The organism is Lichenibacterium dinghuense (assembly GCF_021730615.1).
GTDB lineage: Bacteria > Pseudomonadota > Alphaproteobacteria > Rhizobiales > Beijerinckiaceae > Lichenihabitans > Lichenihabitans dinghuensis.
The window spans coordinates 13,430-40,082 of record NZ_JAJLMN010000001.1; the positions used below are offsets into that span (position 1 = coordinate 13,430).

Sequence of the window (26,653 nt, forward strand, 5' to 3'; positions counted from 1 at the left end):
CTCCCGTCCGATGGCGCGACAATGAGCGGAGGCTCAGGAGAGTTGCCGTCTATCGCGTGAGGCCCGGCACGTGGGTGGTCGTCAGCCCGAATCCTGCGTGTGTCGCCACCACCGGCAGCAGCCGCTCGATCGCGTGCAGCATCGTGCCGTCGATCGGCACGGGCTCGGCGGGGTAGTCGTCCCAGCCGAGGCGCAGGTCGAACAGCGGCTTCAGCGCGGCCGGCCGCGCCCAGAACATCGTGCCGATCGGGAAGTCGATGGAGTGCGGCACCGCCATCGCGGGGTCCATGCGGCGCGCGAGGTCGCTCGCGATCTCGCGGTCGAGGCTCCACCCCGTGAGGTTGGGATCCTCGGGGAACGCGAGGCCGAGCCGCTCGTCGGCGGCGAAGCGGTCGAGGATCAGGTCGGCCATCGGGAAGGCGCCGCCGAGCAGGTGGCCGAGCAGGAAGGCCTGCCAGCGCACGCCGAGGTCGAGGCTCAGCCCGACCTCGGTCAGCGCGAGGCTGCGCTTGCCGTGGAGGTGGCCGACGACGTCGTAGCCGCGCAGCCGCTCGGCGAAGAGCGTCAGCATCGGCCCGACGTCCCGCCCGCGGTTCGGGCAGCTCTCCACCGCGACGGTCCCGCGGTCCCATCCGGCGAAGCGCTCGCGCAGCGCCGCCGCCTTGTCGTCGGAGGTCGTCGACACGAAGAGGTCGAGCCGCGCCGCGTTGGCGGCGAGGGCCGACAGCATGTCGTCGGCGAGCTCCGGATAGTGGAGGTGGAGGTGCAGCGCCGCGCGCAGCGAGGCTCCCCGCCCCGCCGCCTCCCCCTCGCCCGCCACCAGCACCGGGTGCGACCAGGGGCCGGCCGGCTTGCCGGCGCGGATCCAGTGCGCCAGCGGGTTCGGATAGGGCGCCGCGTCGAGCGCGGGGTGATGGTCGGCGTAGGTCTGCGGCACGAAGCCCAGCGCCGGCCGCCGGCAATACTGGTTCGCCTCCTGGCCCGAGGCGGCCTTGCGCACGTGCAGCCGCACCGCCTCGTCGCGGGTGAAGCTCTCGTGCGGGTTCTGCCACAGGTCGGCGCGGAACGTGTCGTCGGCGAGCAGCAGCGCCACGTCCTCCCGTTCCTGCGCGGCGATGCGCTCCGCCTCGGCGACGAGGGGCATCAGCCGCGCGACGTAGCGCTCCATGGGAAAGTCGCGCGCGCTGCGCTCCCGCAGCGCTTCGCCGAGGGCGCGCCGGCGCTCGGGATCGCGCGCGAGCCCCGCCAGGATGGCGCCCGCCGCATCGGCGTCGAGGTAGGGCACCGACAGGGCGGCGGTGCGCGGGTCGGCGGCGAGCCAGTCCGCGAAGCCGTTGGCCTCGGCGAAGCAGACGGGGGGCACGCCGGCCGCCGCGGCGTCCATGGCGACGTTGGGGAAGGGGTCGAGCCGCGACGAGATCATGGCGGCGTCGGCCGCCGCATAGGCGCCGGCGAGGTCGTCGACCGCGTCGAGGAACACGAGGTCCGAGCCGAGGCCGGAGCGCTTCACCTGGTCGGCGAGCCAGTTCGGGAAATCGCCCTCGGGCGGCTTCGCGGGGGTGTGGCCGATCCACACGAAGCGCATCGCGCCCGGCCCCAGGCGCCGCGCCGCCGCCGCGGCGCAGGACACGAAGAGGTCCGGACCCTTGCGCATCGACACGGTGCCGAGCCCGAGCACGACCGGCTTCGTGCCGTCGCCCCGCACGGCGCGGAACACGGCGTCGCGCTTCGCCGCCAGGGCTGCGGGCGAGGGCGCGGGCGCCTTCGGGTCGGCCGGCACCTCGCTGGCGCCCTGGTGGAACACGTGGGTGTTGCGCGGCGTGATGCCGGGCCAGCAGGCGAGCGCCGCCTCGTGCTGGCTCCGCGCGTCGAACACGACCTGCTGCGACAGCATTATGCCGCTCTGCATCCGCGCCCGCGATTCAGGGCCGGTGGGGTATTCGTGGACGAGCGTCACCGTCGGCAGGCCGGCCGCGGCGAGGCCGATCAGCACCGGCTGGCACTCGATGCTGTTGGCGACCGCGAAGTCGATGGGGAAGCGCCGAGCGAGTTCCCGGCCGAAGCGCGCCATGTAGAACCAGGTGAGCTGCCCCTTGCGGAACGGCCCCACAACGGCGCTCGCCTCGTCGTAGAAGATAGAGCCGAGGTCGCCGCCGGGGTTGACCAGCGCCACGACGAGGTTGCGGCCACGGTTGAGCTCGCGCGCGAGGTTCCAGCCGAGGATCGGCGCGCCGGTGCGGCTGGCCTCGTGGCAGACGAGGAGCGCGGTCGGCAGGCTCGGGTCGAAGGGCCGCCGGCCGGGCCGGATGTCGGCATCGGCGTCGAAACTCGCGATCCGGCCCTCGGCACGGCCGTAGCGCGCGTAGTGGATCAGCAGCCCGATATCGGCGCCCACGACCTCGCGATGCAACTCCGCGTAGACGGCGGGGTCGAAGAAGCCGTTGGGCGGGATGCCGCGGCGCTCGCCCTCGATCACGTAATGCTCCGCGGCCGCGAGGTCGCTGACCGCGCCGAGCCCGGCCGCCGCCCGGTAGGCGGACGCGTCGAAGAGCCCGGTCTCCAGCGTCCACACGCTCCTCGGGTCGGACGGGGCCTCGCCGGGCGCGATCGTATACTGCCCGTGGGTCGGCGCGGGCCGCGCGAGGGGCGTGTGCGGCGCCGTCTGCCCGCGCCGCCCGGCGCCCGCCGGCCGGCGCCGCAGCGCTTGCGCCACGCCGCGCACCGGGCGGGTGACGCGCCAGGAGGTCGATCCGAGCATCGCGGCGACCTGCTCGCGCAGTCCCTGGTTCTCGCCTTCCAGCGCGGCGACGCGCTCGGCCAGCCGCTCGGCGAGACGCTGGGTCAGCAGGGCCTCGCTCTCGCCCGCGGACGGACGGCGTTCCCCGTCGCTGTTCGTGTCGTCGGTCATCTCGTCCCGCGCTGATCCCGAGGAGGTGTTACGGCGGCCTCAGCCCGCGAGCAGCTTCAGCGCCGCCTCGTGGACGCGCGGGTCCCCCGCCGCCACGACGGCGCCGCCGCGCTCGGCATCCTCGCCGGTCCAGGTCGTCACGACCCCGCCCGCCCCCTTGATGATCGGGATCAGCGCCGCGATGTCGTAGGGCTGCAGCCCGCTCTCGATCACGAGGTCGACGTGGCCGGCCGCCACCATGCAGTAGCTGTAGCAGTCGCCGCCAAACCGCACGAGCCGGGCCTGCGCGGCCACGCGCTCGAAGCTGGCGCGCTCCGCACCGTCCATCAGCGCCGGGCTGGTCGTCATCACCGTGGCGTCGGCCAGCGCCGCGCAGCTCCGCGCCCGGAGGTGGTGCACGATCTCGGTGCCGTGGCCGTTGCGGCCCGACCAGGTCGCGCGCGCGTTGTCGCCGAAGAACTTCTCACGCGTGAAGGGCTGATGCATCATGCCGTAGACCGGCACGCCGCGGTGCTCCAGCGCCACCAGCGTTCCCCAGGTCGGCAGGCCCGAGATGAAGCTCTTGGTGCCGTCGATCGGGTCGAGCACCCAGACGTATTCGGCGTCGGCCTGGTGGTCGCCGAACTCCTCCCCGACGATGCCGTGGGCCGGGAAAGTCGCCTGGATCAGGCGACGCATCGCGGTCTCGGCCGCACGGTCGGCCTCCGTCACGGGGTCGAACTGGCTGCGCCCCGTGCCGGGGCCGCCCTTGTCCTGGGCGTGCAGCGCCGTCCGGAAGAATGGCAGGATCGCCTCGCCGGCCACGGCCGCGAGTTCGGCGACGAAGGGTTCGAAATCGACGATCGTCATGCGGGCTCCGCGGGAGGCGAGCCCGTCCGGGCTCTCGGCGCGGCGCCCTCATATCACCCCGGCCCGAGGGGATGAAGCGCGAAGCCGCTCGTCCGACGAATGCCGGCAGAGCCCCTTGCTTTTGTGCGGCGCACATGCTTATGTTGCGACGCGGCAGAGATGCCGTATGCCCTTCTTGGGCGTTTCCTCCCTAGACTTGGGCCGCTCGCCGAAAGGCTGAGCGGCCTCTTTCTTGTCGGGGCCTATTCGGCCGCCATGCGGTCCGGCCGCGCGCCGGCCATCTCGGACACGGCCGCCACGACGGCGTGGAGGTGGCGCGACAGCGCGTCGAAGCCGGGCGCCCGCGCGATCAGCTTCTCGTCCATGTAGAGGCCGCGGTTGATCTCGATCTGCAGGGCGTGGAAGCCGCCGGCCGGCCGGCCGTAGTGCTCCGTGATGAAGCCGCCCGCGTAGGGCTTGTTGCGCTCGACCAGGTAGCCGAACCCGCGGAGCGCGGCCTCGGCGACGTCGATGAAGAGCCGGGAGCAGCTCGTGCCGTAGCGGTCGCCGAGCACGAAGTCGGCCTTGGTCTTCTCGTCCCGCCACGTCGCGGGGTCGGCCGTGCCGGTGATGGAGGAGGACGGCATGGAATGGCAGTCGACCAGCACGGCGACCCCGAACCGCTTCAGCGCCCGGTGCAGCAGCTCCTGGAGCATCGCGTGGTAGGGCTTGTGCAGCTCGTCGATGCGCCGGAGCCCCTCCTCGACGGGCAGGCGCCGGGCGTAGATCTCCTGGCTGTCGCCCACCACGCGGGCGATGGTGCCGAGGCCGCCCGCGACGCGGATCGAGCGCGTGTTGACGTAGGCGGGCAGGCGCCCGTCGAACATGCGGGGGTCGAGCTCGTAGGGCTCGCGATTGAGGTCGAGATACGCGCGCGGGAAGTGGGCCTTCAGGAGCGGCAGACCGAGCGACACGGCGGGCTCGAACAGGTCGTCGACGAAGGCGTCCTCCGAGCGGCGCAGGCTCGCCGCGTCGAGGCGGGCGCTGCGCAGGAACCTTTCGGGGTACACCCGGCCCGAATGCGGCGAGGACAGCACGACCGGGCTCGTCAGCGTCGCGGGCTCGATCACCTCGAAGGGCGGATCGAACTCCGGGCCCGCATCGCCGCCCTCCGCACCCGTCCGCGCCATCCGCCGTCCTCGTCGTGCCACCGTCTCACTCTGCCTACAGGGGTGCCCCGCTGTCCACGGCCAAACCCGCGCGGCCGCGGCCCGGAGCCGCGATCCGTCGGATGGGCGGGACGCGGCAGAGCCGCGCCGGTTGACGGCTTTTTCATGTCGCGGTGCGACCGTCCGGCCGAGCCCTGGATGCGATCTCGCCGCAGGGCGTGGGCGTGGTTGGATTTAACCCCGCTTTAACCATTATACGAATTGATGGCTAACGTCGGTCCGGATCGCCGGGGAAGTCGAGGAAGGGATGATGGACGCAGACGCCGACCAGGCCACGAAGATCCTGCTCGCCGAGGACGACAACGACATGCGTCGTTTTCTCGTCAAGGCGCTGCAGAACGCCGGATTCGTGGTGACGTCCTTCGACAACGGCCTGTCCGCCTACCACCGCCTGCGCGAGGAGCCCTTCGAGCTCCTGCTCACCGACATCGTGATGCCCGAGATGGACGGCATCGAACTCGCCCGGCGCGCGACCGAACTCGACCCCGACATCAAGGTCATGTTCATCACGGGCTTCGCCGCCGTCGCGCTGAACCCCGACAACAACGCCCCCCGCGAGGCCAAGATCCTGTCGAAGCCGTTCCACCTGAAGGACCTCGTCGGCGAGGTGCAGCGGCTTCTGGCGGCCTGACGCGGGAGCCTGGCGCTCCGTCGAGTCAGGGCGAGGCTGCGGCGTGACCGCGCGGCGGCTCCGCCGCGAGGTGGTGCCGAGGTGCGCGGTCGCGGCTTCGTGTGACGAGGCTCACGACGTCGTCGACCCCGACCACCGGCATGGACGGGCCGTCGAGGCTGACCGCCGGTGTTCGACGTCGTTCGGCCGACGAGTTCCGCGAGATCGCGCGCGCGTCCTGGACTCGGCGCCGACGCCACGAACCGGCCCGCCCCTCCTACGACGGGTTGGCCGAGAACGAGCGCGGCGCGGCGCTGAGCACGGTCGTCGTGCCGTTCGCGATCTGCAGCACGGCGAGGCCGCGCTCGTTCGGGCCGTCAGCACGGAAGCGGAACACGCCGTCGGCGCCGTTGAAGCCCGAGCTGCTGGTCAGGTTGTCCTGCGTGAAGTGCGGCGAGCCGGGCTGGTGGGCCAGCGCCGCGGCGAGCGACACCGCGTCGTAGGACAGCGTCGCGATGCGCGAGGGGTCGGTGCCGTATTTCGCGCGGTACTTCTGCGCGAAGCCGGCGAAGCCGGCGTTCTCGGGCGCCGCGAACCAGGCGCCCTGAAGCGCCGGCAGCTTCAGCACCTTGGGGTCCGCCCACAGGCCGGTGCCGAGGATCTGCACCTTGGAGCTGTCGATGCCGTTGGCCGTGAGGGCCGCCGCGACGGCCGGCATCTCGTTGGCGGCGCCGGGGATGAACAGCGCGTCGATGCGCGGCAGGGCCGCGGCCATGCGGGCCACGGCCTCGGCCGGCGCGTCGGGCTTGTAGCGCTCGATGGCCTCGACCCGCACGCCGAGCCGCGCGGCCGCCTGCTGATAGGCGGCGAGGGCGACGTTGCCGTAGTCCGTGTCCGGCACGAGGGCGCCGAGGCTCCGCTTGCCGTGCGCGGCGGCATAGTCGACCACGCGGTCGACGTAGCTCTCGATCAGGAACGACAGGAGATAGACGCCCCTGGTGGCGGTCGAGGTGTCGGTGGAGAAGCCGATCAGGGGCTTGTCGGCCGCCTTGGCGACCTTTGCGGCCTCGCGCAGATCGGGCGCGAAGACCGGCCCGATGATGAGCTCGGCCCCGTCCGCGACGGCGCTCTGCGCGGCCTCGCGCGCGCCGTCCGGCGTGGAATGGTCGTCCTTGACCAGGATGGTGAGGTCGTTCGTGCCGGCGTCCGCGTAGGCGAGGTCGGCCGCGTTGCGCAGCGACACGCCGACAGCCGAGGCGCCGCCGTTGCTCTGCGTGAGCGGCAGGATCAGCGCGACCTTCACCGGTCCGCTGCCGATGGCGCCGATCGGCGTCGCGGGGGTGAGGGGCTTCGACTCGACGGGGGACACCGGCGCGGACAGCTTGGGCGGTGGGGCGGCGGCGACGCGCGGGCGGTCGCCGCCGCCGAACTGCCCGCAGGCCGACAGCAGGGCCGCCGATGCGAGAGCCACGGCGGGAGCCCTGATGGATCGTGCCGACACCAAACCGCGTCTCCCCGCTGCGCGCCCGCGCGCCGAATCCCGATCCCCGGCACGACGCCGAAACCGGAGCTTAACACCTTCGTCCCCGGCGAACCACCCGCGCTTGCCAGGGCGTGACGGCCGCGCCACACAGGAGCCATGGATATCCACGGCAGCGATCGAGATCGGGCGGACGGCGGCGGAGAGCGCCGGCGCGACCGGAGCTTCTCGGCCTTCGGGGCGCGCGTGCCGGCGTCGGCGCTGCCGCCGGGCCTCCACGTCGTCGCGACGCCGATCGGCAACCTCGGCGACATCACGCTCCGGGCGCTCCACACGCTCGCCGGCGCGGACGCCGTGCTGGCGGAGGACACGCGGGTGTCGCGCGTGCTGCTCGACCACTACGGCATCGACGCGCCGCTCATCCCCTACCACGAGCACAACGCCGCAGCGATGCGCCCGCAGGTGCTGGCCCGGCTCGCGGCCGGGCAGGCGCTGGCGCTGATCTCGGACGCCGGCACGCCGCTCGTGTCCGACCCCGGATACAAGCTGGTGCTCGACGCCGTTGAGGCCGAGGCGGCCGTGAGCGCGGTGCCGGGCGCCTCCGCCGTGATGGCCGCGCTGGTGCTCGGCGGGCTGCCGACCGACCGCTTCTTCTTCGAGGGCTTCCTGCCGGAGAAATCCGGCGCGCGGCGGACCCGCCTCGCCGAGCTCGCGGCCGTGCCGGGCACGCTGGTGTTCTTCGAATCGGCGCGCCGCCTCGCGGACGCGCTGGCGGACGTCGCCGCCGTGCTCGGGCCGCGCCCGGCCGCGGTGGCGCGCGAGCTGACCAAGAAGTTCGAGGAGGTGCGCCGCGGCACCGCCGACGCGCTCGCGGCCCGTTACGCGGCCGAGGGCGCGCCGCGCGGCGAATGCGTGGTGCTGGTGTCCCGCCCCGCCGCGGAAGCGCCGCCGAGCGCCGAGGACCTCGACGCCCGCATCGCGGCGGCGCTCGACACGCTGTCGGTGAAGGACGCCGCCGCCGCCGTGGCGGGCGCGACCGGCCTGCCCCGGCGCGACGTCTACGGCCGCGCCGTGGCGCTGGCCGCCGCCCGGCGCGGCGGGCGGTGAGGCGCCGCGGCGCGGAGGAGCGGCGCCGCGCCGGGCGCGCCGGCCGGCGCGCCGAATGGCTCGCGGCGGCGTGGCTGACGTGCAAGGGCTACCGCATCCTCGCGCGCGGCTTCACCGTCTCGGGCGGCGAGATCGACATCGTGGCGACGCGCGGCGGCACGTTGGCGTTCGTCGAGGTCAAGGCGCGGGCCGACCGCGGCGCGGCGCTCGACGCCATCGACGCAGTGAAGCGCCGCCGCATCGCGCGGGCCGCCGCGGTCTGGCTCTCGCGCAACGCCTGGGCGGCGGGATCCACCTTCCGCGGCGACGCCGTCCTGGTCGCCCCCCGCCGCTGGCCGAGCCACGTCGCCGACGCCTTTCCGGTGCCGATCGGCTGAACCAACCCTCAGGCGGCCCAGTCCTCGAGGTGGGCCAGGAGGTCGGCCGGATCGCGATACACTTGCGCGGCGCCGCCGGCGCAAATGTCGGCCTCGGCGAAGCCGCCGCAGAGCACGCCGACTGACCGCACGCCGGCCTTGCGCGCCGCGTCGGCGTCGTAGGGCGTGTCGCCCACCACCACGACGCGGCCGGGCGCGAGCTTCAGCTTGTCGAGCGCCGCCTGAAAGATGTCGGGATGTGGCTTCGACCGCTCGGCGTCGTCCGACGACGTCTCGACGTCGGTGAGGCCGTCGACGCCGGCCGCCTTCTTGAACACCTTCAGGTCCGCGCTGGGCGACGAGGAGGCGAGCGCGATGCGGAGGCCGCGCGCCCGCAGCGCGCGGAACAGGTCGCCGCAGCCCGGAAAGCCCTTCACGCGGTCGAGGTAGTCGGCGCGGAAGATGTCGCCGCGGTCGCGCTCGATCTTCGGACCGATTTTCTTCAATTGCGCTTGGTCGAGGAACTCCGGCATCAGCTGGTCGCCGCCCTTGCCGATCTGCGAGCGGAGCGCCGCGAAGGCGATGTCGTGGCCGTGGCGCGCGAAGGCGCGCTCCCAGGCTTCGGCGTGGAAGTCGACGCTGTCGACCAGCGTCCCGTCGACGTCGAAGATGACGGCCTCGATCATGTACTGCGACCCTCGTGTGACGAGGGCGAACGGAGGCCCGCTTACGGGAGTTCCGCGCGGATGCGCTCCGCCAGCGCGCCCAGCACCTCGGGCTTCGCCGTCGGCCCCTCGTGGGGGCGCATCGGCACGCCCTCGCGGCGCGGCAGGAGGTGGAAGTGAAGGTGGAACACCGTCTGCCCGGCCGTGGCCTCGCTGAACTGCATCAGCGTGAGGCCGTCGGCCTTCAGCGCCGCGACGGCGGCGCGCCCGATCCGCTGCACGCGCGGCATCAGCGCCGACAGGGCGGCGGGGTCCGCATCGAGCAGGGTGCGCGAGGGCGACTTGGCGATGACGAGGACGTGACCCTCGACCTGGGGCATGATGTCCATGAAGGCGAGGCACACCTCGTCCTCGTAGACCTTCGTGCAGGGGATCTCGCCGCGCAGGATCCTGGCGAAGATGTTGGCGTCGTCGTAGGCCGGCATCGGTCCTCCCCGTCGTGCGGCGGGCCCGGCGTCAGGGTCCGCCTGCCTGCGATCAGCGCTCGCTGATCGGGCCGTAGTCGCGCTGGGCGTAGCCCGTGTAGAGCTGGCGGGGGCGGCCGATGCGCTGGCCCGGATCCTCGATCATCTCCTTCCACTGGGAGATCCAGCCCACCGTGCGCGCCACGGCGAACAGCACGGTGAACATCGACACCGGGAAGCCGAGCGCCTTCAGCGTGATGCCGGAGTAGAAGTCGACGTTCGGGTAGAGCTTCTTCTCGATGAAGTACTCGTCCGACAGGGCGATGCGCTCCAGCTCGACGGCGACGTCGAGCAGCGGGTCGTCCTTGATGCCCATCTCGCTCAAGACCTCGTGGCAGGTCTTCTGCATGATCTTGGCGCGGGGATCGTAGTTCTTGTAGACGCGGTGGCCGAAGCCCATCAGACGGAACGGGTCGTTCTTGTCCTTGGCGCGCTTCACGAACTCGGGGATGCGGTCGACCGTGCCGATCTCGGCCAGCATCTTCAGCGCCGCCTCGTTGGCGCCGCCGTGCGCCGGCCCCCACAGGCAGGCGATGCCGGCCGCGATGCAGGCGAAGGGGTTCGCCCCCGACGAGCCGGCGAGCCGCACCGTCGAGGTGGAGGCGTTCTGCTCGTGGTCGGCGTGCAGGATGAAGATGCGGTCGAGCGCGCGCGACAGCACCGGATTGACCTTGTACTCCTCGCACGGCACCGCGAAGCACATGCGCAGGAAGTTCGACGTGTAGTCGAGGTCGTTCTTCGGGTAAACGAAGGGCTGGCCCACCGTGTACTTGTAGGCCATGGCGGCCAGCGTCGGCATCTTGGAGATCAGCCGGATCGACGCGATCATCCGCTGCTGCGGGTCCGAGATGTCGGTCGAATCGTGGTAGAAGGCCGACAGCGCGCCGACGCAGCCCGTCATGACCGCCATCGGATGGGCGTCGCGGCGGAAGCCGGCGAAGAAGCGCGCCATCTGCTCGTGCACCATCGTGTGGCGCGTGACGTTGTAGTCGAACTCGGCCTTCTGGGCCTTGGTGGGCAGCTCGCCGTAGAGCAGCAGGTAGCAGCTTTCGAGGAAGTCGCCGTGCTCGGCCAGCTGCTCGATCGGGTAGCCGCGGTACAGCAGCACGCCCTCATCGCCGTCGATGTAGGTGATCTTGGACTCGCAGCTCGCCGTCGAGGTGAATCCCGGATCGTAGGTGAACATGCCGGTCTGGCCGTACATCTTGCCGATGTCGAGCACGGCAGGCCCGATCGTGCCCTCCTTGAGGGGCAGGTCGATCGCCTTGGTGTCGACCAGCAGTTTGCCAGGATTCTGCGTCATGGGGGAGCCTCAGCGAGGGAGGGGGCAGGCCGGAGGGGACGAGTCGCGTGGGGCCCCGGGTGGCCTTGTGCGTTGCACCAAAGCTAAATGATCGGCACCTTGCGTCAAGCCGCGCCGCCGGCGGGCCCGTCGCTGGTGCACCGCATCATGGGGCCGTGCCGGCCGCGTCCCGCAGGCGGCCGAGGCTCTCGTCGCGGCCCAGCACGTCGAGCACGTCGAAGATGCCGGGCGAGGTCGAGCGGCCGGTCAGCGCCGCCCGCAGCGGCTGCGCCACCTGCCCGAGCTTGGCGCCGGTGGCCTCCGCCTCGGCCCGGACGGCGCCCTCGGTCGCGGCGGCGCTCCAATCGTTCAGCCCTTCCAGGCGGGGCAGCAGGCCGCGCAGCACGCCGGCGCCCTTGGCGAGGATGTCGGTCGCCTTGGCGTCCATGGCGAGGGGGCGCTCGGCGAACAGGAACATGGCGCCGTCGAGCAGTTCCACCAGGGTCTTCGCGCGCTCCTTCAGCCCCGGCATGGCGGCGAGCAGCTTGGACCGCATCGCGCCGTCGAGCTTGGCCGCGATCGCGTCCCCGCCCGGCAGGTGCGGCAGCGTGGCGATCAGCGCCTCCACGAGATGCGCGTCGTCGGCGCCGCGGATGTAGTGGCCGTCCATGTTCTCGAGCTTGGCGAAGTCGAAGCGCGACGGGGAGCGCCCGACGCCGCCGAGGTCGAAGGCCGAGACCATCTCGTCGGTGGTGAAGAACTCGCGGTCGCCCTGGCTCCAGCCGAGGCGCAGGAGGTAGTTGCGCAGCGCTTCCGGCAGGTAGCCCATGGCGCGGTACTGCTCGACGCCGAGCGCGCCGTGGCGCTTCGACAGCTTGGCGCCGTCGGCCCCGTGGATGAGCGGGATGTGCGCCATGGCGGGCACGGACCAACCGAGCGCCTCGTAGATCTGCATCTGGCGGGCCGCGTTGGTCAGGTGGTCGTCGCCGCGGATGATCTGCGTCACGCCCATGTCGTGATCGTCCACCACCACGGCCAGCATGTAGGTCGGCGAGCCGTCCGAGCGCAGCAGCACGAGGTCGTCGAGGTCCTTGTTGGCCCAGGTGACGGTGCCCTGCACGCCGTCGTGCAGCACGGTGGAGCCGTCCTGCGGCGCGCGCAGCCGGACCACCGGCCTGACGCCGGCGGGCGCCTCGGCCGGGTCGCGGTCGCGCCAGCGGCCGTCGTAGCGCGGCGGCCTCTTCTCGGCGCGGGCGAGCTCGCGCATCTCGTCGAGCTCGGCGGGCGTGGCGTAGCAGCGGTAGGCGCGGCCCTGCTCCAGCAGCGCCTCCACGGCCTCGCGGTGCCGCTCGGCGCGGCTCGCCTGATAGACGACCTCGCCGACCCAATCGAGGCCGAGCCACCTGAGGCCGTCCAGGATCGCGTCGATGGCGGCCGTCGTCGAGCGCTCGCGATCGGTGTCCTCGATGCGCAGCAGCATCGTGCCGCCGTGGCGGCGGGCATGGAGCCAGTTGAACAGGGCCGTGCGGGCGCCGCCGATGTGGAGGAAGCCCGTCGGCGACGGCGCGAAGCGCGTGATCACGGGCTCGGACATGGGCGGAAGCAACTTATAGTTGGAACGGATCGGGAACCGGGGGGCCGTGACCCTTGCCCGGGCGGCCGCGCTCTAACATGAAGGTTCGATCACCACAAAGGGCGGGAGGCCGCCGTGCCGAACGCGTTCCGGGGTGGCGGTTCGGCCGGGGTGGCGCAGGGCGCCTGGCCGCGCCGGGCCGCCGCCCTGTCGGCGCGGCTCGGCGGCCTGTCGCTGGCCCGGTCCTGGGCGGAGGAGTGGGACGAGCGCCGCCCCTTCCTGTGGCTTCCCGTCGCGGCCGGCGCCGGCGTCTTCCTGTATCTCGCCGCCGAGCGCGAGCCCGTGCTGTGGCTGCCGCTCGCGGCCCTGGCGCTGTGCGTGGGCGCCTGCGTGGCCCTGCGCGGCCGGCCGGGGCCGCTCGGCGCGGCCCTGCTGGCGCTGGCGCTGGTCGGCGGCTTCGTGTCGGCCGAGCTTCGGGCCCGCGCGGTCGCAACGCCCATGCTGGACCGCGTCCGCATCCTCAAGCTCACCGGCACGATCGAGGAGGTGGACCTCCGCCCGGCCGGGGCGCGCGTCCTGCTCGCCGTGACGGGCGCCGACGGCATCGACGCCGCCCGCGTGCCGCGCCGGGTGCGCCTGACGACGAAGCGCCTCGGCGACCTCGCGGCCGGCTCCGCCGTCGCCGTCACGGCGCGGCTGCTGCCGCCGGCCCGCGCCGCGGCCCCCGACGAGTACGACTTCGCCCGCGACGCCTTCTTCTCCGGGATCGGCGCGGTCGGCACGGCGCTGGGACGGATAGCGCCGACCGCGGCCGGGGACGACTCCGGCTGGGCCGCGCGGCTCCACCGCGCGGTGGACCGCGCCCGCAACGCGCTGGCCATCAGGGTCAGCGCGGTGGTGGGCGACGGCGACACCGGCGCGATCGCGGCCGCCATGGTGACGGGCAAGCGCGACCTCCTGTCCGCGGAAGGGCGCGAGGTGATCCGCGAGGCCGGCATCTTCCACATCATCACGATCGCGGGCGTGCAGATGACGCTGGTGGCGGGGCTGCTCTTCGGCGCCGTCCGCCGCCTGCTGGCGCTGAGCCCCGAGCTGGCGCTGCGCCGTCCCATCAAGGCCTGGGCGGCCGGGGTCGCGCTTCTGGGCGCCGTCGCCTACGACATCGGCACGGGCTCGCGCGTCGGCACGCAGCGGGCGCTGTTCATGACGGCGATCATGCTCGCCGCCGCCATCGCCGGGCGCCGGGCGCTGACCATGCGCAACCTCGGCTTCGCGGCGCTCCTCGTCGTCGCCATCGAGCCCGAGCAGGTCGCGGGCGCGAGCTTCCAATTGTCCTTCGCGGCCGTGTCGGCGCTCATCGCCGTGCAGGAGGCGCGCACCCGCCGCGCGCCGGACGACCTCTTCGCCGAGCCGAAGCCCCGCGCCCCGCGGGCGCCGCCCTGGCGCGGGCGCGCCGGCCGCGCCGCGGCCTCGGTGCTGCACCTCCTGACCGCGACGGTCTTCGCCACGCTGGCGACGGCCTCCTTCATGGCGGCGGAGTTCCACGAGCTGAGCCCCTACGTCTTCGTCGGCAACCCGCTGACGCTGGCGATGATCGAGTTCTTCGCCGTGCCGGGCGCGCTGCTCGGCACCCTGCTCTACCCGCTCGGGCTCGACGCGCCGGTGTGGCACTGGGTCGGCTGGGGCATCCGAGCCGTGCTGTGGGTCGCGCGCATCCTCGGCGCGGCCCCGATGTCGACGCTGCACCTGCCCGCCTTCGTGCCCTGGGCCCTGCCCTGCCTCGCGCTGGCGCTGCTGTCGGTCGTGATCTGGCGGACGGCGCTCCTGCGCCTCACCGCCGTGCCGCTCCTCGCCCTCGGGCTGACCGGCGCCGCCTGCGGGCCGAGCGCCGACCTGATCGTGGCGCCGACCGGCGACGCCCTGGCGGTCCGGGGGCCCGACGGCACGCTCGGCACGCTCGGGCGCGCCTCCGGCTTCACGGCCGCGCAGTGGCTGCGCGCGGACGGAGACGCCCGCGACGCCGAGGCGCTCGGCAAGGCGGCGCTGGTCGCACCCGGGGCGCGCTGCGACCGGCTCGGCTGCACGGCGCCGCTGCCCGGCGGCGGCGCGGTGGCGCTGGTCGCGGACGCGGGGGGCTTCGCGGAGGACTGCCGGCGCGCCGCGATCGTGGTCAGCCCGCTCGTCGCGCCCCTCCCCTGCGCGGCCGGGATCGTGATCGACCGCCTCAGCCTGGAATCGAGCGGCGCCGTCGCGCTGCGGCGGACCGCGGACGGCTGGGCGCGGCGGGACGCGCGCTCGCCCGGCGAGGACCGGCCCTGGTCGCCGGCGCCGCCCCTGCGTCGGCGCTCCGAACCCCGGATCCGCCCCGGCGCCGAGCCCGCGAACGACGCCGGAACCCCGCCCGACGGTGAAGCCGAGGCGGTCCGCATCCCGTGACGACCTTTCGGACCGGCGGGCGAGACGCTACATTGGGGGCGATGCCCCGTGCTCGATCGCCGGTGGGAGAGGGTCCGATGGCTGTCCGGAAACGTTATCAGGTGATGTCGCTGACCGAGTCGGCGGCGGCGCGCGTCCAGGAGATCATGGGCAACGCCGCGACCAAGCCCTTCGGCCTGCGGGTGGGCGTGAAGAACGGCGGCTGCGCTGGCATGTCCTACACGATGGAGATGGCGGACGCGCCCGCGCCGGCCGACGAAGTCGTCGAGGACAAGGGCGTGCGCATCCTCATCGACCCCAAGGCCGTGCTGTTCCTGCTCGGCACCGAGATGGACTTCGAGACCACGAAGCTGTCGTCCGGCTTCACCTTCCGCAACCCGAACCAGACCTCGGCCTGCGGCTGCGGCGAGAGCGTCGCCATCACGCCGGCGAGCCCGGAAGCGCTCGCCGGGGCCGCCTGAGGCCCGCTCCGCGGGGCGTCGACGGGCTCCGAAGCACGCGTTAGTCTCGGCCGCGACGGGAGGCCGAGATGACGACGCTGACGACCGCGGTCGATCCCCGGTCCCCCGAGGCCCGGGCCAACGCCGACCACATGGCCGCGCTCGTGGCCGACCTCCGCGCCACGATGGAGCGCGCTCGCGAGGGGGGGGGCGAAGCGGCCCGCGCGCGCCACGCGGCGCGGGGCAAGATGCTGCCGCGCGACCGCGTCGAGGCCCTGCTCGACCCCGGCTCGCCCTTCCTGGAGATCGGGCCGCTCGCCGCCCACGGCCTCTACGGCGGCGAGGTGCCAGCCGCGGGGCTCATCGCCGGCGTCGGCCGCGTGATGGGCCGCGAGTGCATGGTGGCGGCCAACGACGCCACCGTGAAGGGCGGCACCTACTTCCCGCTCACGGTGAAGAAGCACCTCCGCGCCCAGGAAATCGCGGCCGAGAACCGGCTGCCCTGCCTCTACCTCGTCGATTCCGGCGGCGCGAACCTGCCCAACCAGGACGAGGTGTTCCCGGACCGCGACCATTTCGGCCGCATCTTCTTCAACCAGGCCCGCATGTCCGCCGCCGGCATCCCGCAGGTCGCCGTCGTCATGGGGTCGTGCACGGCGGGGGGCGCCTACGTGCCCGCCATGGCGGACGAATCGGTGATCGTGCGCGGACAGGGCACGATCTTCCTCGGCGGCCCGCCGCTGGTGAAGGCCGCCACGGGCGAGGTCGTGTCGGCCGAGGAGCTCGGCGGCGGCGACCTCCACGCCCGCACGTCGGGCGTCGTCGACCATCTCGCCGAGTCCGACGCCCACGCGCTGGGGATCGCCCGCCGCATCGTCGGCACCTTCAACCGGCCGAAGCGCGTGGCGCTCGACATCGCGCCGCCGCGCGCGCCGCTGCTCGATCCCGCGACGATCGGCGCCGCCGTGCCGCGCGACGCCCGCGAGCCCTACGACGCGCGCGAGATCATCGCCCGCCTTATCGACGCCTCCGAGTTCGACGAGTTCAAGCGCGCCTACGGCACGACGCTGGTGACCGGCTTCGCGCGCATCTGGGGCTACCCGGTCGGCATCGTGGCCAACAACGGCATCCTGTTCGGCGAGTCGGCGCGCAAGGGCGCCCACTTCGTCGAGCTCTGCGCCCAGCGCGGCACGCCGCTCGTGTTTCTGCAGAACATCACCGGCTTCATGGTGGGCCGGAAATACGAGGCCGGCGGCATCGCGCGCGACGGCGCCAAGATGGTCACGGCCGTCGCCACCGCGGCGGTGCCGAAGTTCACCGTCGTGGTCGGCGGCTCCTTCGGGGCCGGCAATTACGGCATGTGCGGCCGTGCCTATTCGCCGCGCTTCCTGTGGATGTGGCCCAACGCCCGCATCTCCGTGATGGGCGGCACGCAGGCCGCGAGCGTGCTGGCGCAGGTCCGCCGCGACGGCATCGAGGCGCGCGGCGGCACCTGGTCCGCGGAGGACGAGGCCGCGTTCAAAGCCCCGATCGAGGGCCAGTACGAGGCGCAGGGCCACCCCTACTACGCCTCCGCGCGCCTGTGGGACGACGGCATCATCGCGCCCGAGGACACCCGCACGGTCCTGGCGCTGGCGATCTCCGCCTCGCTCAACGCGCCCCCGGAGCCGACGCGCTTCGGCCTGTTCCGGATGTGACGGCGATGCGGACGCTGCTCATCGCCAACCGCGGCGAGATCGCGGTCCGGATCGTCCGCACCGCGCGGCGCATGGGGATCCGCACCGTCGCGGTCTTCTCCGAGGCGGACCGCGGCGCGCTCCATGTCGAGCTCGCCGACGAGGCTCGGCCGATCGGCCCGGCTCCGGCGCGGGACAGCTACCTGAACGTTCCCGCGATCCTGGAGGCGGCGCGCCGGTCCGGCGCCGACGCGGTCCACCCCGGCTACGGCTTCCTCAGCGAGAACGCGGATTTCGCGGAGGCCTGCGCGGGCGCCGGCCTCGCCTTCGTCGGGCCGCCCGCCGCCGCCATCCGCGCCATGGGGTCCAAGGCCGCCGCCAAGGCGCTCATGGCCGCGGCCGGCGTGCCCGTCGTGCCCGGCTACCACGGCGGGGAACAGTCGCCGGCCGCGCTGGCGCGGGAAGCGGATCGGCTCGGCTATCCGGTGCTGATCAAGGCCTCGGCGGGCGGCGGCGGCAAGGGCATGCGGATCGTCGAGGGCGCGCCCGCCTTCGCCGAGGCGCTGGAGGCGGCGCGCGGCGAGGCGCGGGCCTCGTTCGGCGACGACCGCGTGCTGGTCGAGCGCTACCTCGCCCGTCCGCGCCACATCGAGGTCCAGGTCTTCGCCGACCGGCACGGGGAGGTCGTGCACCTCTTCGAGCGCGACTGCTCGGTCCAGCGCCGCCATCAGAAGGTCGTCGAGGAGGCGCCGGCCCCGGGCCTGAGCGCGGAGCGCCGCGCCGCCATGGGCCGCGCCGCCTGCGCGGCCGCGCGCGCCGTGGGCTACGAGGGCGCCGGCACGGTGGAGTTCATCGCGGAGGGCGAGGACTTCTTCTTCATGGAGATGAACACCCGCCTCCAGGTGGAGCACCCCGTCACCGAGATGGTGACCGGCCTCGACCTCGTGGAATGGCAGATCCGCGTCGCCCGCGGCGAGCCCCTGCCCCGGCGGCAGGACGAGCTGGCGATCCACGGCCACGCCGTGGAGGTGCGGCTCTGCGCCGAGGACCCGTCCCGCGACGACCGGCCCGCCACAGGCCGGCTCCGCCGCCTGCGCTGGCCGGAGACCGGTGCGCAGCTCAGGATCGACGCCGGGGTGCGCGACGGCGACGCCGTGACGGTCCACTACGACCCGATGCTGGCCAAGGTGATCGCCTGGGGCGAGACGCGCGCCGAGGCCCTGGCGCGGCTCGCGGCGGGGCTGCGGGCGACCGAGATCGCCGGCGTCGCCACCAACCTGCCGCTGCTGCGCCGCATCGTCGGGGACGCGGAGTTCGGCGCGGGCGGGGTCGACACGGGCTTCCTGGGCCGCCGGCCGGAGTTGCGCGCATACGCCGCCGAGGCGCCGCGCGACGCCCTCCTGGCCGCGGCCGCGGCGGTGCTGCGGGGGCGGGCCGACGCGGCGCGCGAGGCCGCGGCCGGGTCGGAGGACCCCTGGTCGCCCTGGTCGGCGGGCGACGCGTGGCGGCTCGGCGGCGGCGGCACGCAGGCCGTCCCGCTGCGCTGCGGCGACGCGCTGCACGGGCTGCGGGCCGCGGCGCTCGGCGGCGGCGCGTTCCGGCTGGAGCTCCCCGACGGCCCGGCCCGGATCGAACCGGCCGAGGGCGACGCGCTGTGGATCGACGGCGCGCGGCGGAGCATGCCGGTGGTCCGCGACGGGGACGCGCTCTGGGCGATCGTCGACGGCACGGCCTGGCGTTTCGACATCGTCGACCCGCTGGCGCCTCCGGCCCTGGCGGGCGGCGCGGGCGGGAACCTCTCGGCCCCCATGCCGGGGCGCATCGTGTCGGTCGCCTGCGCCGCGGGCGACAGCGTGAGCCGCGGCCAGGTGCTCGCGGTGCTCGAAGCCATGAAGGTTCAGATGCGGCTCAGCGCGCCGCGCGACGGCGTGGTGGCGGCGGTGCGCGTGTCGGCCGGCGACCTCGTCGACGAGGGCGACGACCTCGTCGACCTCGCGGGCGCGGCCCCCTAAGCAGGATTCCGCTGACTGTCACACGGATGGTATGTCGAGCGCTCAAGTGCTCGGGTGAGTATCATGGCTGGTCGGTCCCGTTTGGCAGCGACGCCGGCGCAGCGCGCCGACCTCGAGACGTTGGCGCGATCTGACGTTCGGGGCGAGGCCGATCGTGCGCGGGCGATGCTGCTCACCTTGTCGGGTTGGACGAGCGTCGAGGTGGCAGAAGCGTTCGGGGTGACGGCCGATGCGGTCCGCCACTGGCGGCAGTGGTTTTGCGAAGGCGGGGTCGAGGCCCTGCGCTCGACGCTGGCCTCGGGTCGCCCGGCGGCCAAGGGCGAACAGGCGCTCGCGGTGGCGGCGGCCCTTTTGCGCGAGCCCGTGGAGAACCGGCCCAATTGGACGCTGCCGCGCCTGCAGGCCGAGATCGAGCGGCGGACGGGCCTGAGTATTTCCAAGTCTCGGCTGAGCATCCTGCTCCGGGAAAAGGGGGGTTCTGCTGGCGCCGCCCCCGGCACACGCTGAAGGGTCGGCAGGATGCGCAGGAGGTGGAGCGCGTGGGCCTGCGCCTCAGGATCCGCCGGGCGCAGGCCGAGGCGGGCGACGTGGTGCTGTTGTACGGCGACGAGAGCGAAGCCCTGACCCATCCCTATCTGGCCCATGCCTGGGCGCCACGGGGCGCGGACCTGCGCGTCGCCGCCCCAGGCCAGGCCCGCAAGGTCGCCATCATGGGCGTGCTCGACGCCGCAACCCGCGACCTCATCGTCCACACGTCGACAACAAAGCGCAGCACCGACTTCATCGCCCTGCTGACCGTGTTGGACGGCCGTGACGGCCCGCAACCGGGACGCCCCGCCAAGCCCGTCGTGCTGGTGCTCGACAACGGCCCCATCCACACCAGCAAGGCCACCACCGCCGCCATCGCGGCGCGGCCCTGGCTCACCGTGGAGTGGCTGCCGCGCTACGCGCCCGAGTTGAACGACATCGAGTTGAAATGGCGTGATCTCAAGCGCCATCACCTCGCTCATCGCACCTTCGCGGATGCCGCTCACCTCGATGCCGCCATCCACCAAGCCGTAAACAGCCTCAATGCCGAGCGACGGATCAGTCATCCGTGTGACAAATTACGAATCGCTGCTTAGGGCGCCGGCGGCCGCGCCCCGCGCCTCACCCCTCGCGGTGCCCGAGCAGGCGCCGGAGGATGGCCCCCTCGATCGCGGCGGCGCCGGCCGAGCCGCGCCGGTCCCCGGGCGCGAGGTCGACGGCGACGTCCATCGACAGGACGCCGTCCTCGATCACCACGATGCGGTCGGCGAGCGCCACCGCCTCGGCCACGTCGTGGGTGACCAGCAGGGCCGTGAAGCCGTCCTGCTGCCGGGTGGCGCGCAGGAAGTCCTGCATCTCGATGCGGGTCAGGGCGTCGAGCGCGCCGAGCGGCTCGTCGAGCATCAGCATGCGCGGCCGGCTGACGAGCGCGCGCGCCAGGGCGACGCGGCTCTTCTGGCTGCCGGACAGGCCCGCCGGCCACTCGGCCGCGCGCGCGCCGAGGCCCACGCGCTCCAGCGTCGCGCGGGCGCGCTCCGGCCCGTCCGGCCCCGGCGACGGGCCGAGCCCCACGGCGACGTTGTCGAGCACGCTGGCCCAGGGCAGCAGCCGCGGCTCCTGGAACATGATGCGGGCGTCGGCCGCCGTGCCGCCGCCGAGGGTGACCCGCCCGGCGTCGGGCGCGTCGGGCGCGCCGAGCAGGCGCAGCAGCGTGCTCTTGCCGGAGCCGCTGCGCCCCACCACGGCCAGGAACTGCCCCGCCGGCACGTGGAGGTCGAGGCCGCTCAGCACGGGGGCGCCGCCGAAGCCGCGCGTGAGACCGCGCGCCGTCACGGCCATGCCGCGCGCCGGGACCGCGCCGGGCGCCCCGGCCGCGGCCCGCTCGATCACGGCGCTCACGCCCGGAACGCCGGGTGCCAGGCGAGGCAGCGGCGCTCCAGCGCCCGCGTCACCGTGTCGGCGAGCTTGCCGAGCGCCGCATAGATCAGGATCGCGAGGACGATCACGTCCGTCTGCAGGAAGTCGCGGGCCTGCATGGCCATGTAGCCGATGCCGGACTGCGCCGCGATCGTCTCGGCCACGATCAGCGTCAGCCACATGATGCCGAGCGCGAAGCGCAGGCCCACGAAGACGGACGGCAGCGCGCCGGGCAGCACCACGCGGCGGAACAGCGCCGCGCGGCCCATGCCGTAGCAGCGGCCCATCTCGACGAGCTGCGGGTCCACCGTGCGGATGCCGTGCAGCGTGTTGACGTAGACGGGGAAGAACACGCCGAGCGCGACCAGGAACAGCTTGGCCTCCTCGCCGATGCCGAACCACAGGATCACCAGCGGGATCAGGGCGAGGTGCGGCACGTTGCGCGCCATCTGCAGCGTCGTGTCGGTCAGCCGGTCGCTGAGCGCCGACAGGCCGTTGGCGAGGCCGAGCGCGAAGCCGATGCCGCCGCCCACGACGAGGCCCGCCATCGCGCGCAGGAAGCTCACGCCCATGTGGTGGGGCAGCTCGCCCGACAGCGTCAGCGTCCATCCCGCCTCGACCACGGCGGCGGGCGAGGGCAGCACGGCGTCCGACATCCAGCCCGCGCTGCTCGCGGCCTGCCACAGTGCCACGAGCGCGACCGGGACCAGCCACCCCGCCTGGCGCGATCCGCCGATCCGACGGAAGGCTCCGCCCGCCAGCGACCACGCCGGTGCCCGGCCCGGCCCGGCCCGCCGACCCGCTTCCGTCAAGCTGCCCTGCATTCCCGGTCTCCCGCCCGGCGCGGCGCGCCGAACCAATCAGTCACAACGAAGTTGACTAATTCTGTAGACGAAATCAAGTTCGTTGTCGGACGAACAGCCGCGGCTCCGCCGCGGTTCCACGCGAGTGCCACCTCCCCATGCGAATCCTGAGATCGGCCCTGCTGGCCTCCCTGCTCCTGCTGCCACCGACCCTGGCCGACGCGGCCGACCGCGTGGTGCGGATCGGCTACCAGAAATACGGCAACCTGCTCCTCTTGAAGCAGCACGGCACCCTCGACGCGCACCTGAAGTCGCTTGGACTGACGGCGGAATGGAGCGAGTTCCCCTCCGGGCCGCCGATCCTGGAGGCGATGCGGGCCGGCGCCATCGACTTCGGCCAGACCGGCGACGCCCCGCCGATCTTCGCGCAGGCCGGCCGCACCGATCTCGTCTACGTCGCGGCCGAGCCGGCGGCCCCGCAGGGCGAGGCGATCCTCGTGCCCAAGGACAGCGCGATCCGCTCGCTGGCCGACCTCAAGGGCAAGCGCGTCGCGCTGAACAAGGGCTCGAACGTCCACTATTTTCTGGTGAAGGCGCTGGAGAAGGCCGGCGTGCCCTACGGCGACATCACGCCGGTGTTCCTCGCACCCGCCGACGCCCGCGCGGCCTTCGAGAGCGGCGCCGTCGACGCCTGGGCGATCTGGGACCCCTATCTCGCCTCCGCCCAGGCGGCCACGGGCGCCCGGACGCTGTCGACCGCGGAGGGGCTCGCCGGCAATCTCCAGTTCTACCTCGCCAGCCGCTCCTTCGCGGACGCCAACCCGAAGGCCGTCTCGGCCCTGATCGACGCCGTGCGGGAGGTCGACGACTGGGAGGCGGACCACCCGGCGGAGGCCGCGGCCGAGCTCGCCGACGCGATCAAGCTTCCGGCGCCTGTCGTCGCCACCGCGCTCGGGCGGCAGGCCCACGGCGTCGCCCCCTTGTCGCCCGCTGTGACGGCCGGCCAGCAGGCGGTGGCCGACACCTTCCTGGCGCTCCATCTCATCCCGAAGAAGCTCGACGTGGCCGACGTCGTGTGGAAGCCGGGCAGCTGAGCGGCGCCGTCGAACCCGATCCGGGGCTCCACCCCGGCCCCGCGAAGGGGCTCGCCCCTTCGATCCCAGCCTGAACCGAGATCCTGATGACCGCCTTCCCCGCCCTCGACCTGCCCGCGCCCGCCGCCGAAACAGACGTGCTGTGGTTCCTTCCCACCCACGGCGACGGCCGCTACCTCGCGACGGAGGTCGGCGGCCGCCACGTCACCCACCGCTACCTCAGCCAAGTGGCGCGTGCCGCCGACGAGCTCGGCTATTTCGGCGTCCTGCTGCCCACCGGGCAGTCCTGCGAGGATTCCTGGGTCGTCGCATCGTCGCTGGCGCCCCTGACCGAGCGCCTGCGCTTCCTCGTGGCGGTCAGGCCGGGCCTTCAGGAGCCCGCGGTCGCGGCCCGCATGACGGCCACGCTCGACCGCGTCTCGAACGGGCGCCTGCTCATCAACGTCGTCACCGGCGGCGATCCCGTCGAGGCGCGCGGCGACGGCATCTTCCTGCCCCACGACGCCCGCTACGCCGTGACGGACGAGTTCCTCACCATCTACCGCCGCCTGCTGAGCATGGAGACGGTGAGCTTCGAGGGCGAGCACCTGCGGATCGAGAACGGTCGCCTGCTGTTCCAGCCCGTGCAGACGCCCCACCCGCCGCTCTACTTCGGCGGCTCGTCCGAGGCCGGCATGCGGGTCGCGGGCGAGCACGTCGACACCTACCTGACCTGGGGCGAGCCGCCCGCCGACGTGGCGAAGAAGATCGCCGACGCCAAGCGCGCCGCGGACGCGCGGGGACGGTCATTCTCCTACGGCATCCGCCTCCACGTCATCGTGCGGGAAACCTCGCGCGAGGCCTGGGCGGCCGCCGAGGACCTGATCCGCTACGTCGACGACGCCGCGGTGGCCAAGGCGCAGAAGATCTTCGCGCGCTACGATTCGGTGGGCCAGCGCCGCATGGCGGAGCTGCACGGCGGTCGGCGCGACAAGCTCGAGATCTACCCGAACCTGTGGGCCGGCGTGGGCCTCGTGCGGGGCGGCGCCGGCACGGCGCTGGTCGGGAGCCCTGACGAGGTCGCGGCCCTGATGCGCCAGTACATGGACCTCGGCATCGACCGCTTCATCCTGTCGGGCTACCCGCACCTGGAGGAATGCTACCGTTTCGCCGAGCTGGTCTTCCCGAAGCTGCCGCTGCGCGCCACCACGGGGATCGACCGCGGTGCGGCCCGCAACGCCGGCCCCTTCGGCGAGACGGTGGCGAACAGCTTCACCGCGGCCGAGCTGCGCGCGCCCTCCAAGGTGGCGGCCGGCTGAGGCTCCGGCCTCGCCCGCGCCGCCCTTCGCGCTATCTCGGCGAGACAGAGCGGGGAGGCGGGGCGTGGCGGGACTGTATTTCGACGAGCTCGCTGTCGGGCAGCGCTTCAACCACGCGATCCGCCGCACCGTCACCGAGGCCGACAACGTGTGGTTCAGCGCGCTGACCCACAACCCGGCCGCGCTCCACCTCGACGAGGAATACTGCCGGACCGAGACCGAGTTCGGCCGGCGCATCGTCAACAGCGCCTTCACGCTCGGCCTCATGGTCGGCATCTCGGTCGGCGACACGACGCTCGGCACCGCGGTGGCCAACCTCGGGTGGGACGAGGTGCGCTTCCCCCTGCCCGTGTTCCACGGCGACACGCTCCGCGTCGAGACCGAGGTCGTGGAGCTGCGCCTCTCCAGGTCGCGGCCCAACGCCGGCATCGTCACCTTCCTCCACCGGGCCTACAACCAGCGCGACGAGCTCGTCGCGCATTGCCGCCGCTCCGGGCTCCAGCTCCGCAGGCCGGGCACGGCGGAGGGTCATGCGGCCGAGGCCCGCCGAGGCCCGTAGGGCCGGCTCCTGTCCCGCTCGCCCTTCACCACGCCGGCCCTGACCTGCAGGAGGTCGTGGCGGGTGACGATGCCGACGAGGCGGCCGGAGCCGGGGTCGGTCACCGCGAGACGGGCGCTTCCGGCCGACAGCATGGCGTCGATGGCGTGGGACGCGACGTCGTCGGGATGCAGCACGGCCAGGGACGCGTCCGACAGCACGCCGCCCAGCGTCGCGCCCTCGTCCACGCCCTCGCTCGACCAGCGCAGCGCGTCGGCGCGCGTCGCCATGCCGACGGGCCGGCCCGCCGCGTCGAGCACCGGATAGGCGCGGAAGCGGCCCGCGCCGACGGTCTCCAGGGCGCGGGCGACGGGCATGTCGGCCGGCAGGGAATCGACGCGGCGCTCCATGATGTCGGCGACGCGCGTCAGCTCGTAGGGGTCGACGCCGTATTCGCGGGTGATGTGTTGGCCGCGCCGGGCGATCTTCTCCGTCAGCATGGAGCGGCGCAGCAGCAGCACCGTCACGGCATAGCCCGCCGCCGTGGCGGCCAGCAGCGCCGGCAGGGCTTTAAAGTCGCCGGTCAGCTCCACGGCGAAGAGCGCGCCGGTGAGCGGCGCCCGCATGGTGCCGCCCAGCATCGCCGCCATGCCGACCATCGCCCAGAAGCCCGGCTCGCCCGGCAGGAGGAGGCCGATCAGCCAGCCCACGGCGCCGCCGAGGATGAGCAGCGGCGCGAGCACGCCGCCCGAGGTGCCGGACGACAGCGCGACGAGCCAGATCGCCGCCTTGACGGCGAGGATGAGCGCCACCGCGCCGACCAGCATGTGCCCGCCGAGGAGGTCGCCGATCACGTCGTAGCCGACGCCGAGCGCGCGCGGCTCGATGAGGCCGCCGATGCCGACCGCGATCCCGCCGATCGCCGGCCACCACATCCAGTGGATCGGCAGGCGCTCGAACAGGTCCTCGCAGGCGTAGAGCAGCTTCGTCAGCAGCGTGGCGACGAGGCCGGCCGCGAGGCCGATCAGCGCCGCGGCGCCGATGCCCCAGGCGCCCTGCGCGGGGTCGGCCGCGAAGGGAAAGAGCGGCCCAGCCCCGAACAGCAGCGGGCGCCAGCAGATCGCCGCCATGGCGGCCGCCACCACGGGAACGAAGGAGCGCGGCCGCCACTCGAACAGCAGGAGCTCGACCGCGAGCAGCACGGCCGCGACCGGCGTGCCGAAGATGCCCGTCATGCCGGCGGCGGCGCCCGCGACGAGCAGCGTCTTGCGCTCGGCGGCGCTGAGGTCGAAGAACTGCGCGAAGAGCGAGCCGATGGCGCCGCCCGTCATGATGATCGGCCCTTCCGCGCCGAACGGTCCGCCGGTGCCGATCGACACCGCCGAGGAGATCGGCTTCAGCACCGCCACCTTCGGCGACATGCGGCTGCCGCCGATCAGGATCGCCTCGATCGCCTCGGGGATGCCGTGGCCGCGGATCTTCTCCGAGCCGAAGCGCGCCATCAGGCCGACGACGAGCCCGCCGATCACCGGGGCCGCGACCGTCCAGGCGCCGCGGTGGATCGCGCCCATCGGGCGCACGACCGTGTCGAGCGCGCCGAACCACACCACGTTGGTGATGAGCACGATGAGCTTCACCAGCACCCAGGCCGCGAAGGCGCCGCCGGAGCCGATCAGCAGCGCCATGGCGGCGAGCATGAGCAGCCTCGGGTCCGCCTTGAAGTCCGCCAGCCGCCGCTCGTCCACCCGCGCCGGCGCGGCCTTCGCCTCCGCTCCGTCCGATCCCGCCATGTCCAGCCCTCGCCCCGTGATACCCCGCTATATGTGTCGTGATACGATATATTCTAGTCA

23 protein-coding genes are annotated in these 26,653 nt (G+C 73.4%); 12 read left to right on the forward strand and 11 right to left on the reverse strand.

Features of this window, described 5'->3' with window-relative positions; all coding sequences use genetic code 11:
• Positions 1-49: 49 nt before the first annotated feature.
• From L7N97_RS00070 to L7N97_RS00080, 3 genes are all read right to left on the reverse strand, one after another.
• Positions 50-2,908, reverse strand: coding sequence for a rhamnan synthesis F family protein (locus tag L7N97_RS00070; RefSeq protein ID WP_237476346.1), 2,859 nt, complete (start codon positions 2,906-2,908; stop codon positions 50-52).
• 39 nt (positions 2,909-2,947) lie between these two features.
• Complete coding sequence (gene hisN, locus L7N97_RS00075; protein ID WP_237476347.1) at positions 2,948-3,757, reverse strand: histidinol-phosphatase; 810 nt, start codon at positions 3,755-3,757, stop codon at positions 2,948-2,950.
• Positions 3,758-3,999: 242 nt separating this feature from the next.
• On the reverse strand, positions 4,000-4,926 hold the full coding sequence (locus L7N97_RS00080) for an N-formylglutamate amidohydrolase (protein ID WP_237476348.1): 927 nt from the start codon (positions 4,924-4,926) through the stop codon (positions 4,000-4,002).
• A gap of 289 nt (positions 4,927-5,215) precedes the next feature.
• On the opposite strand from L7N97_RS00080, the gene cpdR reads away from it, so the two are divergent.
• The gene (cpdR, locus tag L7N97_RS00085; protein ID WP_129227240.1) at positions 5,216-5,596 is read left to right on the forward strand and encodes a cell cycle two-component system response regulator CpdR; all 381 of its coding nucleotides are present in this window, start codon (positions 5,216-5,218) and stop codon (positions 5,594-5,596) included.
• Positions 5,597-5,852: 256 nt separating this feature from the next.
• Here cpdR and L7N97_RS00090 read toward each other — a convergent pair whose 3' ends face one another.
• Positions 5,853-7,076 (reverse strand): penicillin-binding protein activator, encoded by a 1,224-nt coding sequence (locus L7N97_RS00090; RefSeq protein ID WP_237476349.1) that lies wholly within the window; start codon positions 7,074-7,076, stop codon positions 5,853-5,855.
• 138 nt (positions 7,077-7,214) lie between these two features.
• Here L7N97_RS00090 and rsmI point away from each other — a divergent pair, with 138 nt between their 5' ends.
• Together rsmI and L7N97_RS00100 are read left to right on the forward strand one after the other, a co-directional pair.
• A complete protein-coding gene (gene rsmI / locus L7N97_RS00095) occupies positions 7,215-8,162 on the forward strand; it encodes a 16S rRNA (cytidine(1402)-2'-O)-methyltransferase (RefSeq protein ID WP_237476350.1) in 948 nt (315 codons plus the stop codon).
• Positions 8,159-8,539, forward strand: a complete 381-nt coding sequence (locus L7N97_RS00100) for a YraN family protein (protein WP_237476351.1) — start codon at positions 8,159-8,161, stop codon at positions 8,537-8,539. Before rsmI ends, L7N97_RS00100 begins: the two co-directional genes overlap by 4 nt.
• An 8-nt stretch (positions 8,540-8,547) precedes the next feature.
• Here the strand turns inward: L7N97_RS00100 and L7N97_RS00105 are convergent, their stop codons facing one another.
• The 4 genes from L7N97_RS00105 to gltX all read right to left on the reverse strand — a co-directional run bounded on the left by L7N97_RS00105 (position 8,548) and on the right by gltX (position 12,583).
• Entirely contained in the window at positions 8,548-9,204 is a 657-nt protein-coding gene (locus L7N97_RS00105) for an HAD family hydrolase (protein ID WP_237476352.1), read from the reverse strand.
• 41 nt (positions 9,205-9,245) lie between these two features.
• Positions 9,246-9,668: an HIT family protein gene (locus L7N97_RS00110; RefSeq protein WP_237476353.1), complete on the reverse strand. Its 423-nt coding sequence runs from the start codon at positions 9,666-9,668 to the stop codon at positions 9,246-9,248.
• 52 nt (positions 9,669-9,720) lie between these two features.
• The gene (gltA, locus tag L7N97_RS00115; protein ID WP_237476354.1) at positions 9,721-11,010 is read right to left on the reverse strand and encodes a citrate synthase; all 1,290 of its coding nucleotides are present in this window, start codon (positions 11,008-11,010) and stop codon (positions 9,721-9,723) included.
• Positions 11,011-11,155: 145 nt separating this feature from the next.
• A complete protein-coding gene (gene gltX / locus L7N97_RS00120) occupies positions 11,156-12,583 on the reverse strand; it encodes a glutamate--tRNA ligase (protein WP_237476355.1) in 1,428 nt (475 codons plus the stop codon).
• Positions 12,584-12,697: 114 nt separating this feature from the next.
• Between gltX and L7N97_RS00125 the strand changes: the two genes are divergently transcribed.
• The 6 genes from L7N97_RS00125 to L7N97_RS00150 all read left to right on the forward strand — a co-directional run bounded on the left by L7N97_RS00125 (position 12,698) and on the right by L7N97_RS00150 (position 20,250).
• Complete coding sequence (locus L7N97_RS00125; protein WP_237476356.1) at positions 12,698-14,998, forward strand: ComEC/Rec2 family competence protein; 2,301 nt, start codon at positions 12,698-12,700, stop codon at positions 14,996-14,998.
• Positions 14,999-15,075: 77 nt separating this feature from the next.
• Complete coding sequence (locus L7N97_RS00130; RefSeq protein WP_237476357.1) at positions 15,076-15,459, forward strand: HesB/IscA family protein; 384 nt, start codon at positions 15,076-15,078, stop codon at positions 15,457-15,459.
• 68 nt (positions 15,460-15,527) lie between these two features.
• Positions 15,528-17,135 carry a carboxyl transferase domain-containing protein gene (locus L7N97_RS00135; protein ID WP_237476358.1) on the forward strand — a complete coding sequence of 536 codons (1,608 nt, stop codon included), beginning with the start codon at positions 15,528-15,530 and terminating at the stop codon, positions 17,133-17,135.
• 5 nt (positions 17,136-17,140) lie between these two features.
• Positions 17,141-19,126, forward strand: coding sequence for an acetyl-CoA carboxylase biotin carboxylase subunit (locus L7N97_RS00140; protein ID WP_237476359.1), 1,986 nt, complete (start codon positions 17,141-17,143; stop codon positions 19,124-19,126).
• A 63-nt stretch (positions 19,127-19,189) separates the two neighbouring features.
• Positions 19,190-19,633: a helix-turn-helix domain-containing protein gene (locus tag L7N97_RS00145; protein WP_255721583.1), complete on the forward strand. Its 444-nt coding sequence runs from the start codon at positions 19,190-19,192 to the stop codon at positions 19,631-19,633.
• Between the two features lie 23 nt (positions 19,634-19,656).
• Positions 19,657-20,250 carry an IS630 family transposase gene (locus tag L7N97_RS00150; protein WP_237476361.1) on the forward strand — a complete coding sequence of 198 codons (594 nt, stop codon included), beginning with the start codon at positions 19,657-19,659 and terminating at the stop codon, positions 20,248-20,250.
• A 25-nt stretch (positions 20,251-20,275) separates the two neighbouring features.
• Here L7N97_RS00150 and L7N97_RS00155 read toward each other — a convergent pair whose 3' ends face one another.
• Entirely contained in the window at positions 20,276-20,992 is a 717-nt protein-coding gene (locus L7N97_RS00155; RefSeq protein ID WP_237481973.1) for an ATP-binding cassette domain-containing protein, read from the reverse strand.
• A 56-nt stretch (positions 20,993-21,048) separates the two neighbouring features.
• Complete coding sequence (ssuC, locus tag L7N97_RS00160) at positions 21,049-21,894, reverse strand: aliphatic sulfonate ABC transporter permease SsuC (protein ID WP_237476362.1); 846 nt, start codon at positions 21,892-21,894, stop codon at positions 21,049-21,051.
• A 137-nt stretch (positions 21,895-22,031) separates the two neighbouring features.
• On the opposite strand from ssuC, the gene L7N97_RS00165 reads away from it, so the two are divergent.
• From L7N97_RS00165 to L7N97_RS00175, 3 genes are all read left to right on the forward strand, one after another.
• Positions 22,032-22,967, forward strand: coding sequence for a sulfonate ABC transporter substrate-binding protein (locus L7N97_RS00165; protein WP_237476363.1), 936 nt, complete (start codon positions 22,032-22,034; stop codon positions 22,965-22,967).
• A gap of 86 nt (positions 22,968-23,053) precedes the next feature.
• Positions 23,054-24,265, forward strand: coding sequence for an FMNH2-dependent alkanesulfonate monooxygenase (gene ssuD / locus L7N97_RS00170; protein ID WP_237476364.1), 1,212 nt, complete (start codon positions 23,054-23,056; stop codon positions 24,263-24,265).
• A 64-nt stretch (positions 24,266-24,329) separates the two neighbouring features.
• Positions 24,330-24,824 (forward strand): MaoC family dehydratase, encoded by a 495-nt coding sequence (locus tag L7N97_RS00175; protein ID WP_237476365.1) that lies wholly within the window; start codon positions 24,330-24,332, stop codon positions 24,822-24,824.
• On the opposite strand, the gene L7N97_RS00180 is transcribed toward L7N97_RS00175, so the two are convergent.
• Positions 24,794-26,593, reverse strand: a complete 1,800-nt coding sequence (locus L7N97_RS00180; RefSeq protein WP_237476366.1) for a chloride channel protein — start codon at positions 26,591-26,593, stop codon at positions 24,794-24,796. The two genes, L7N97_RS00175 and L7N97_RS00180, sit on opposite strands and share 31 nt — an antisense overlap.
• Between the last annotated feature and the right edge of the window lie 60 nt (positions 26,594-26,653).

Bases quoted from the DNA above. Each gene is read 5' to 3' on its own strand.
- L7N97_RS00070 (WP_237476346.1), bottom strand. From the start codon at position 2,908: ATGACCGACGACACGAACAGCGACGGGGAACGCCGTCCGTCCGCGGGC.
- hisN (WP_237476347.1), bottom strand. From the start codon at position 3,757: ATGACGATCGTCGATTTCGAACCCTTCGTCGCCGAACTCGCGGCCGTG.
- L7N97_RS00080 (WP_237476348.1), bottom strand. From the start codon at position 4,926: ATGGCGCGGACGGGTGCGGAGGGCGGCGATGCGGGCCCGGAGTTCGAT.
- cpdR (WP_129227240.1), top strand. From the start codon at position 5,216: ATGGACGCAGACGCCGACCAGGCCACGAAGATCCTGCTCGCCGAGGAC.
- rsmI (WP_237476350.1), top strand. From the start codon at position 7,215: ATGGATATCCACGGCAGCGATCGAGATCGGGCGGACGGCGGCGGAGAG.
- L7N97_RS00105 (WP_237476352.1), bottom strand. From the start codon at position 9,204: ATGATCGAGGCCGTCATCTTCGACGTCGACGGGACGCTGGTCGACAGC.
- L7N97_RS00110 (WP_237476353.1), bottom strand. From the start codon at position 9,668: ATGCCGGCCTACGACGACGCCAACATCTTCGCCAGGATCCTGCGCGGC.
- gltA (WP_237476354.1), bottom strand. From the start codon at position 11,010: ATGACGCAGAATCCTGGCAAACTGCTGGTCGACACCAAGGCGATCGAC.
- gltX (WP_237476355.1), bottom strand. From the start codon at position 12,583: ATGTCCGAGCCCGTGATCACGCGCTTCGCGCCGTCGCCGACGGGCTTC.
- L7N97_RS00130 (WP_237476357.1), top strand. From the start codon at position 15,076: ATGGCTGTCCGGAAACGTTATCAGGTGATGTCGCTGACCGAGTCGGCG.
- L7N97_RS00135 (WP_237476358.1), top strand. From the start codon at position 15,528: ATGACGACGCTGACGACCGCGGTCGATCCCCGGTCCCCCGAGGCCCGG.
- L7N97_RS00140 (WP_237476359.1), top strand. From the start codon at position 17,141: ATGCGGACGCTGCTCATCGCCAACCGCGGCGAGATCGCGGTCCGGATC.
- L7N97_RS00145 (WP_255721583.1), top strand. From the start codon at position 19,190: ATGGCTGGTCGGTCCCGTTTGGCAGCGACGCCGGCGCAGCGCGCCGAC.
- L7N97_RS00155 (WP_237481973.1), bottom strand. From the start codon at position 20,992: ATGGCCGTGACGGCGCGCGGTCTCACGCGCGGCTTCGGCGGCGCCCCC.
- ssuC (WP_237476362.1), bottom strand. From the start codon at position 21,894: ATGCAGGGCAGCTTGACGGAAGCGGGTCGGCGGGCCGGGCCGGGCCGG.
- L7N97_RS00165 (WP_237476363.1), top strand. From the start codon at position 22,032: ATGCGAATCCTGAGATCGGCCCTGCTGGCCTCCCTGCTCCTGCTGCCA.
- ssuD (WP_237476364.1), top strand. From the start codon at position 23,054: ATGACCGCCTTCCCCGCCCTCGACCTGCCCGCGCCCGCCGCCGAAACA.
- L7N97_RS00180 (WP_237476366.1), bottom strand. From the start codon at position 26,593: ATGGCGGGATCGGACGGAGCGGAGGCGAAGGCCGCGCCGGCGCGGGTG.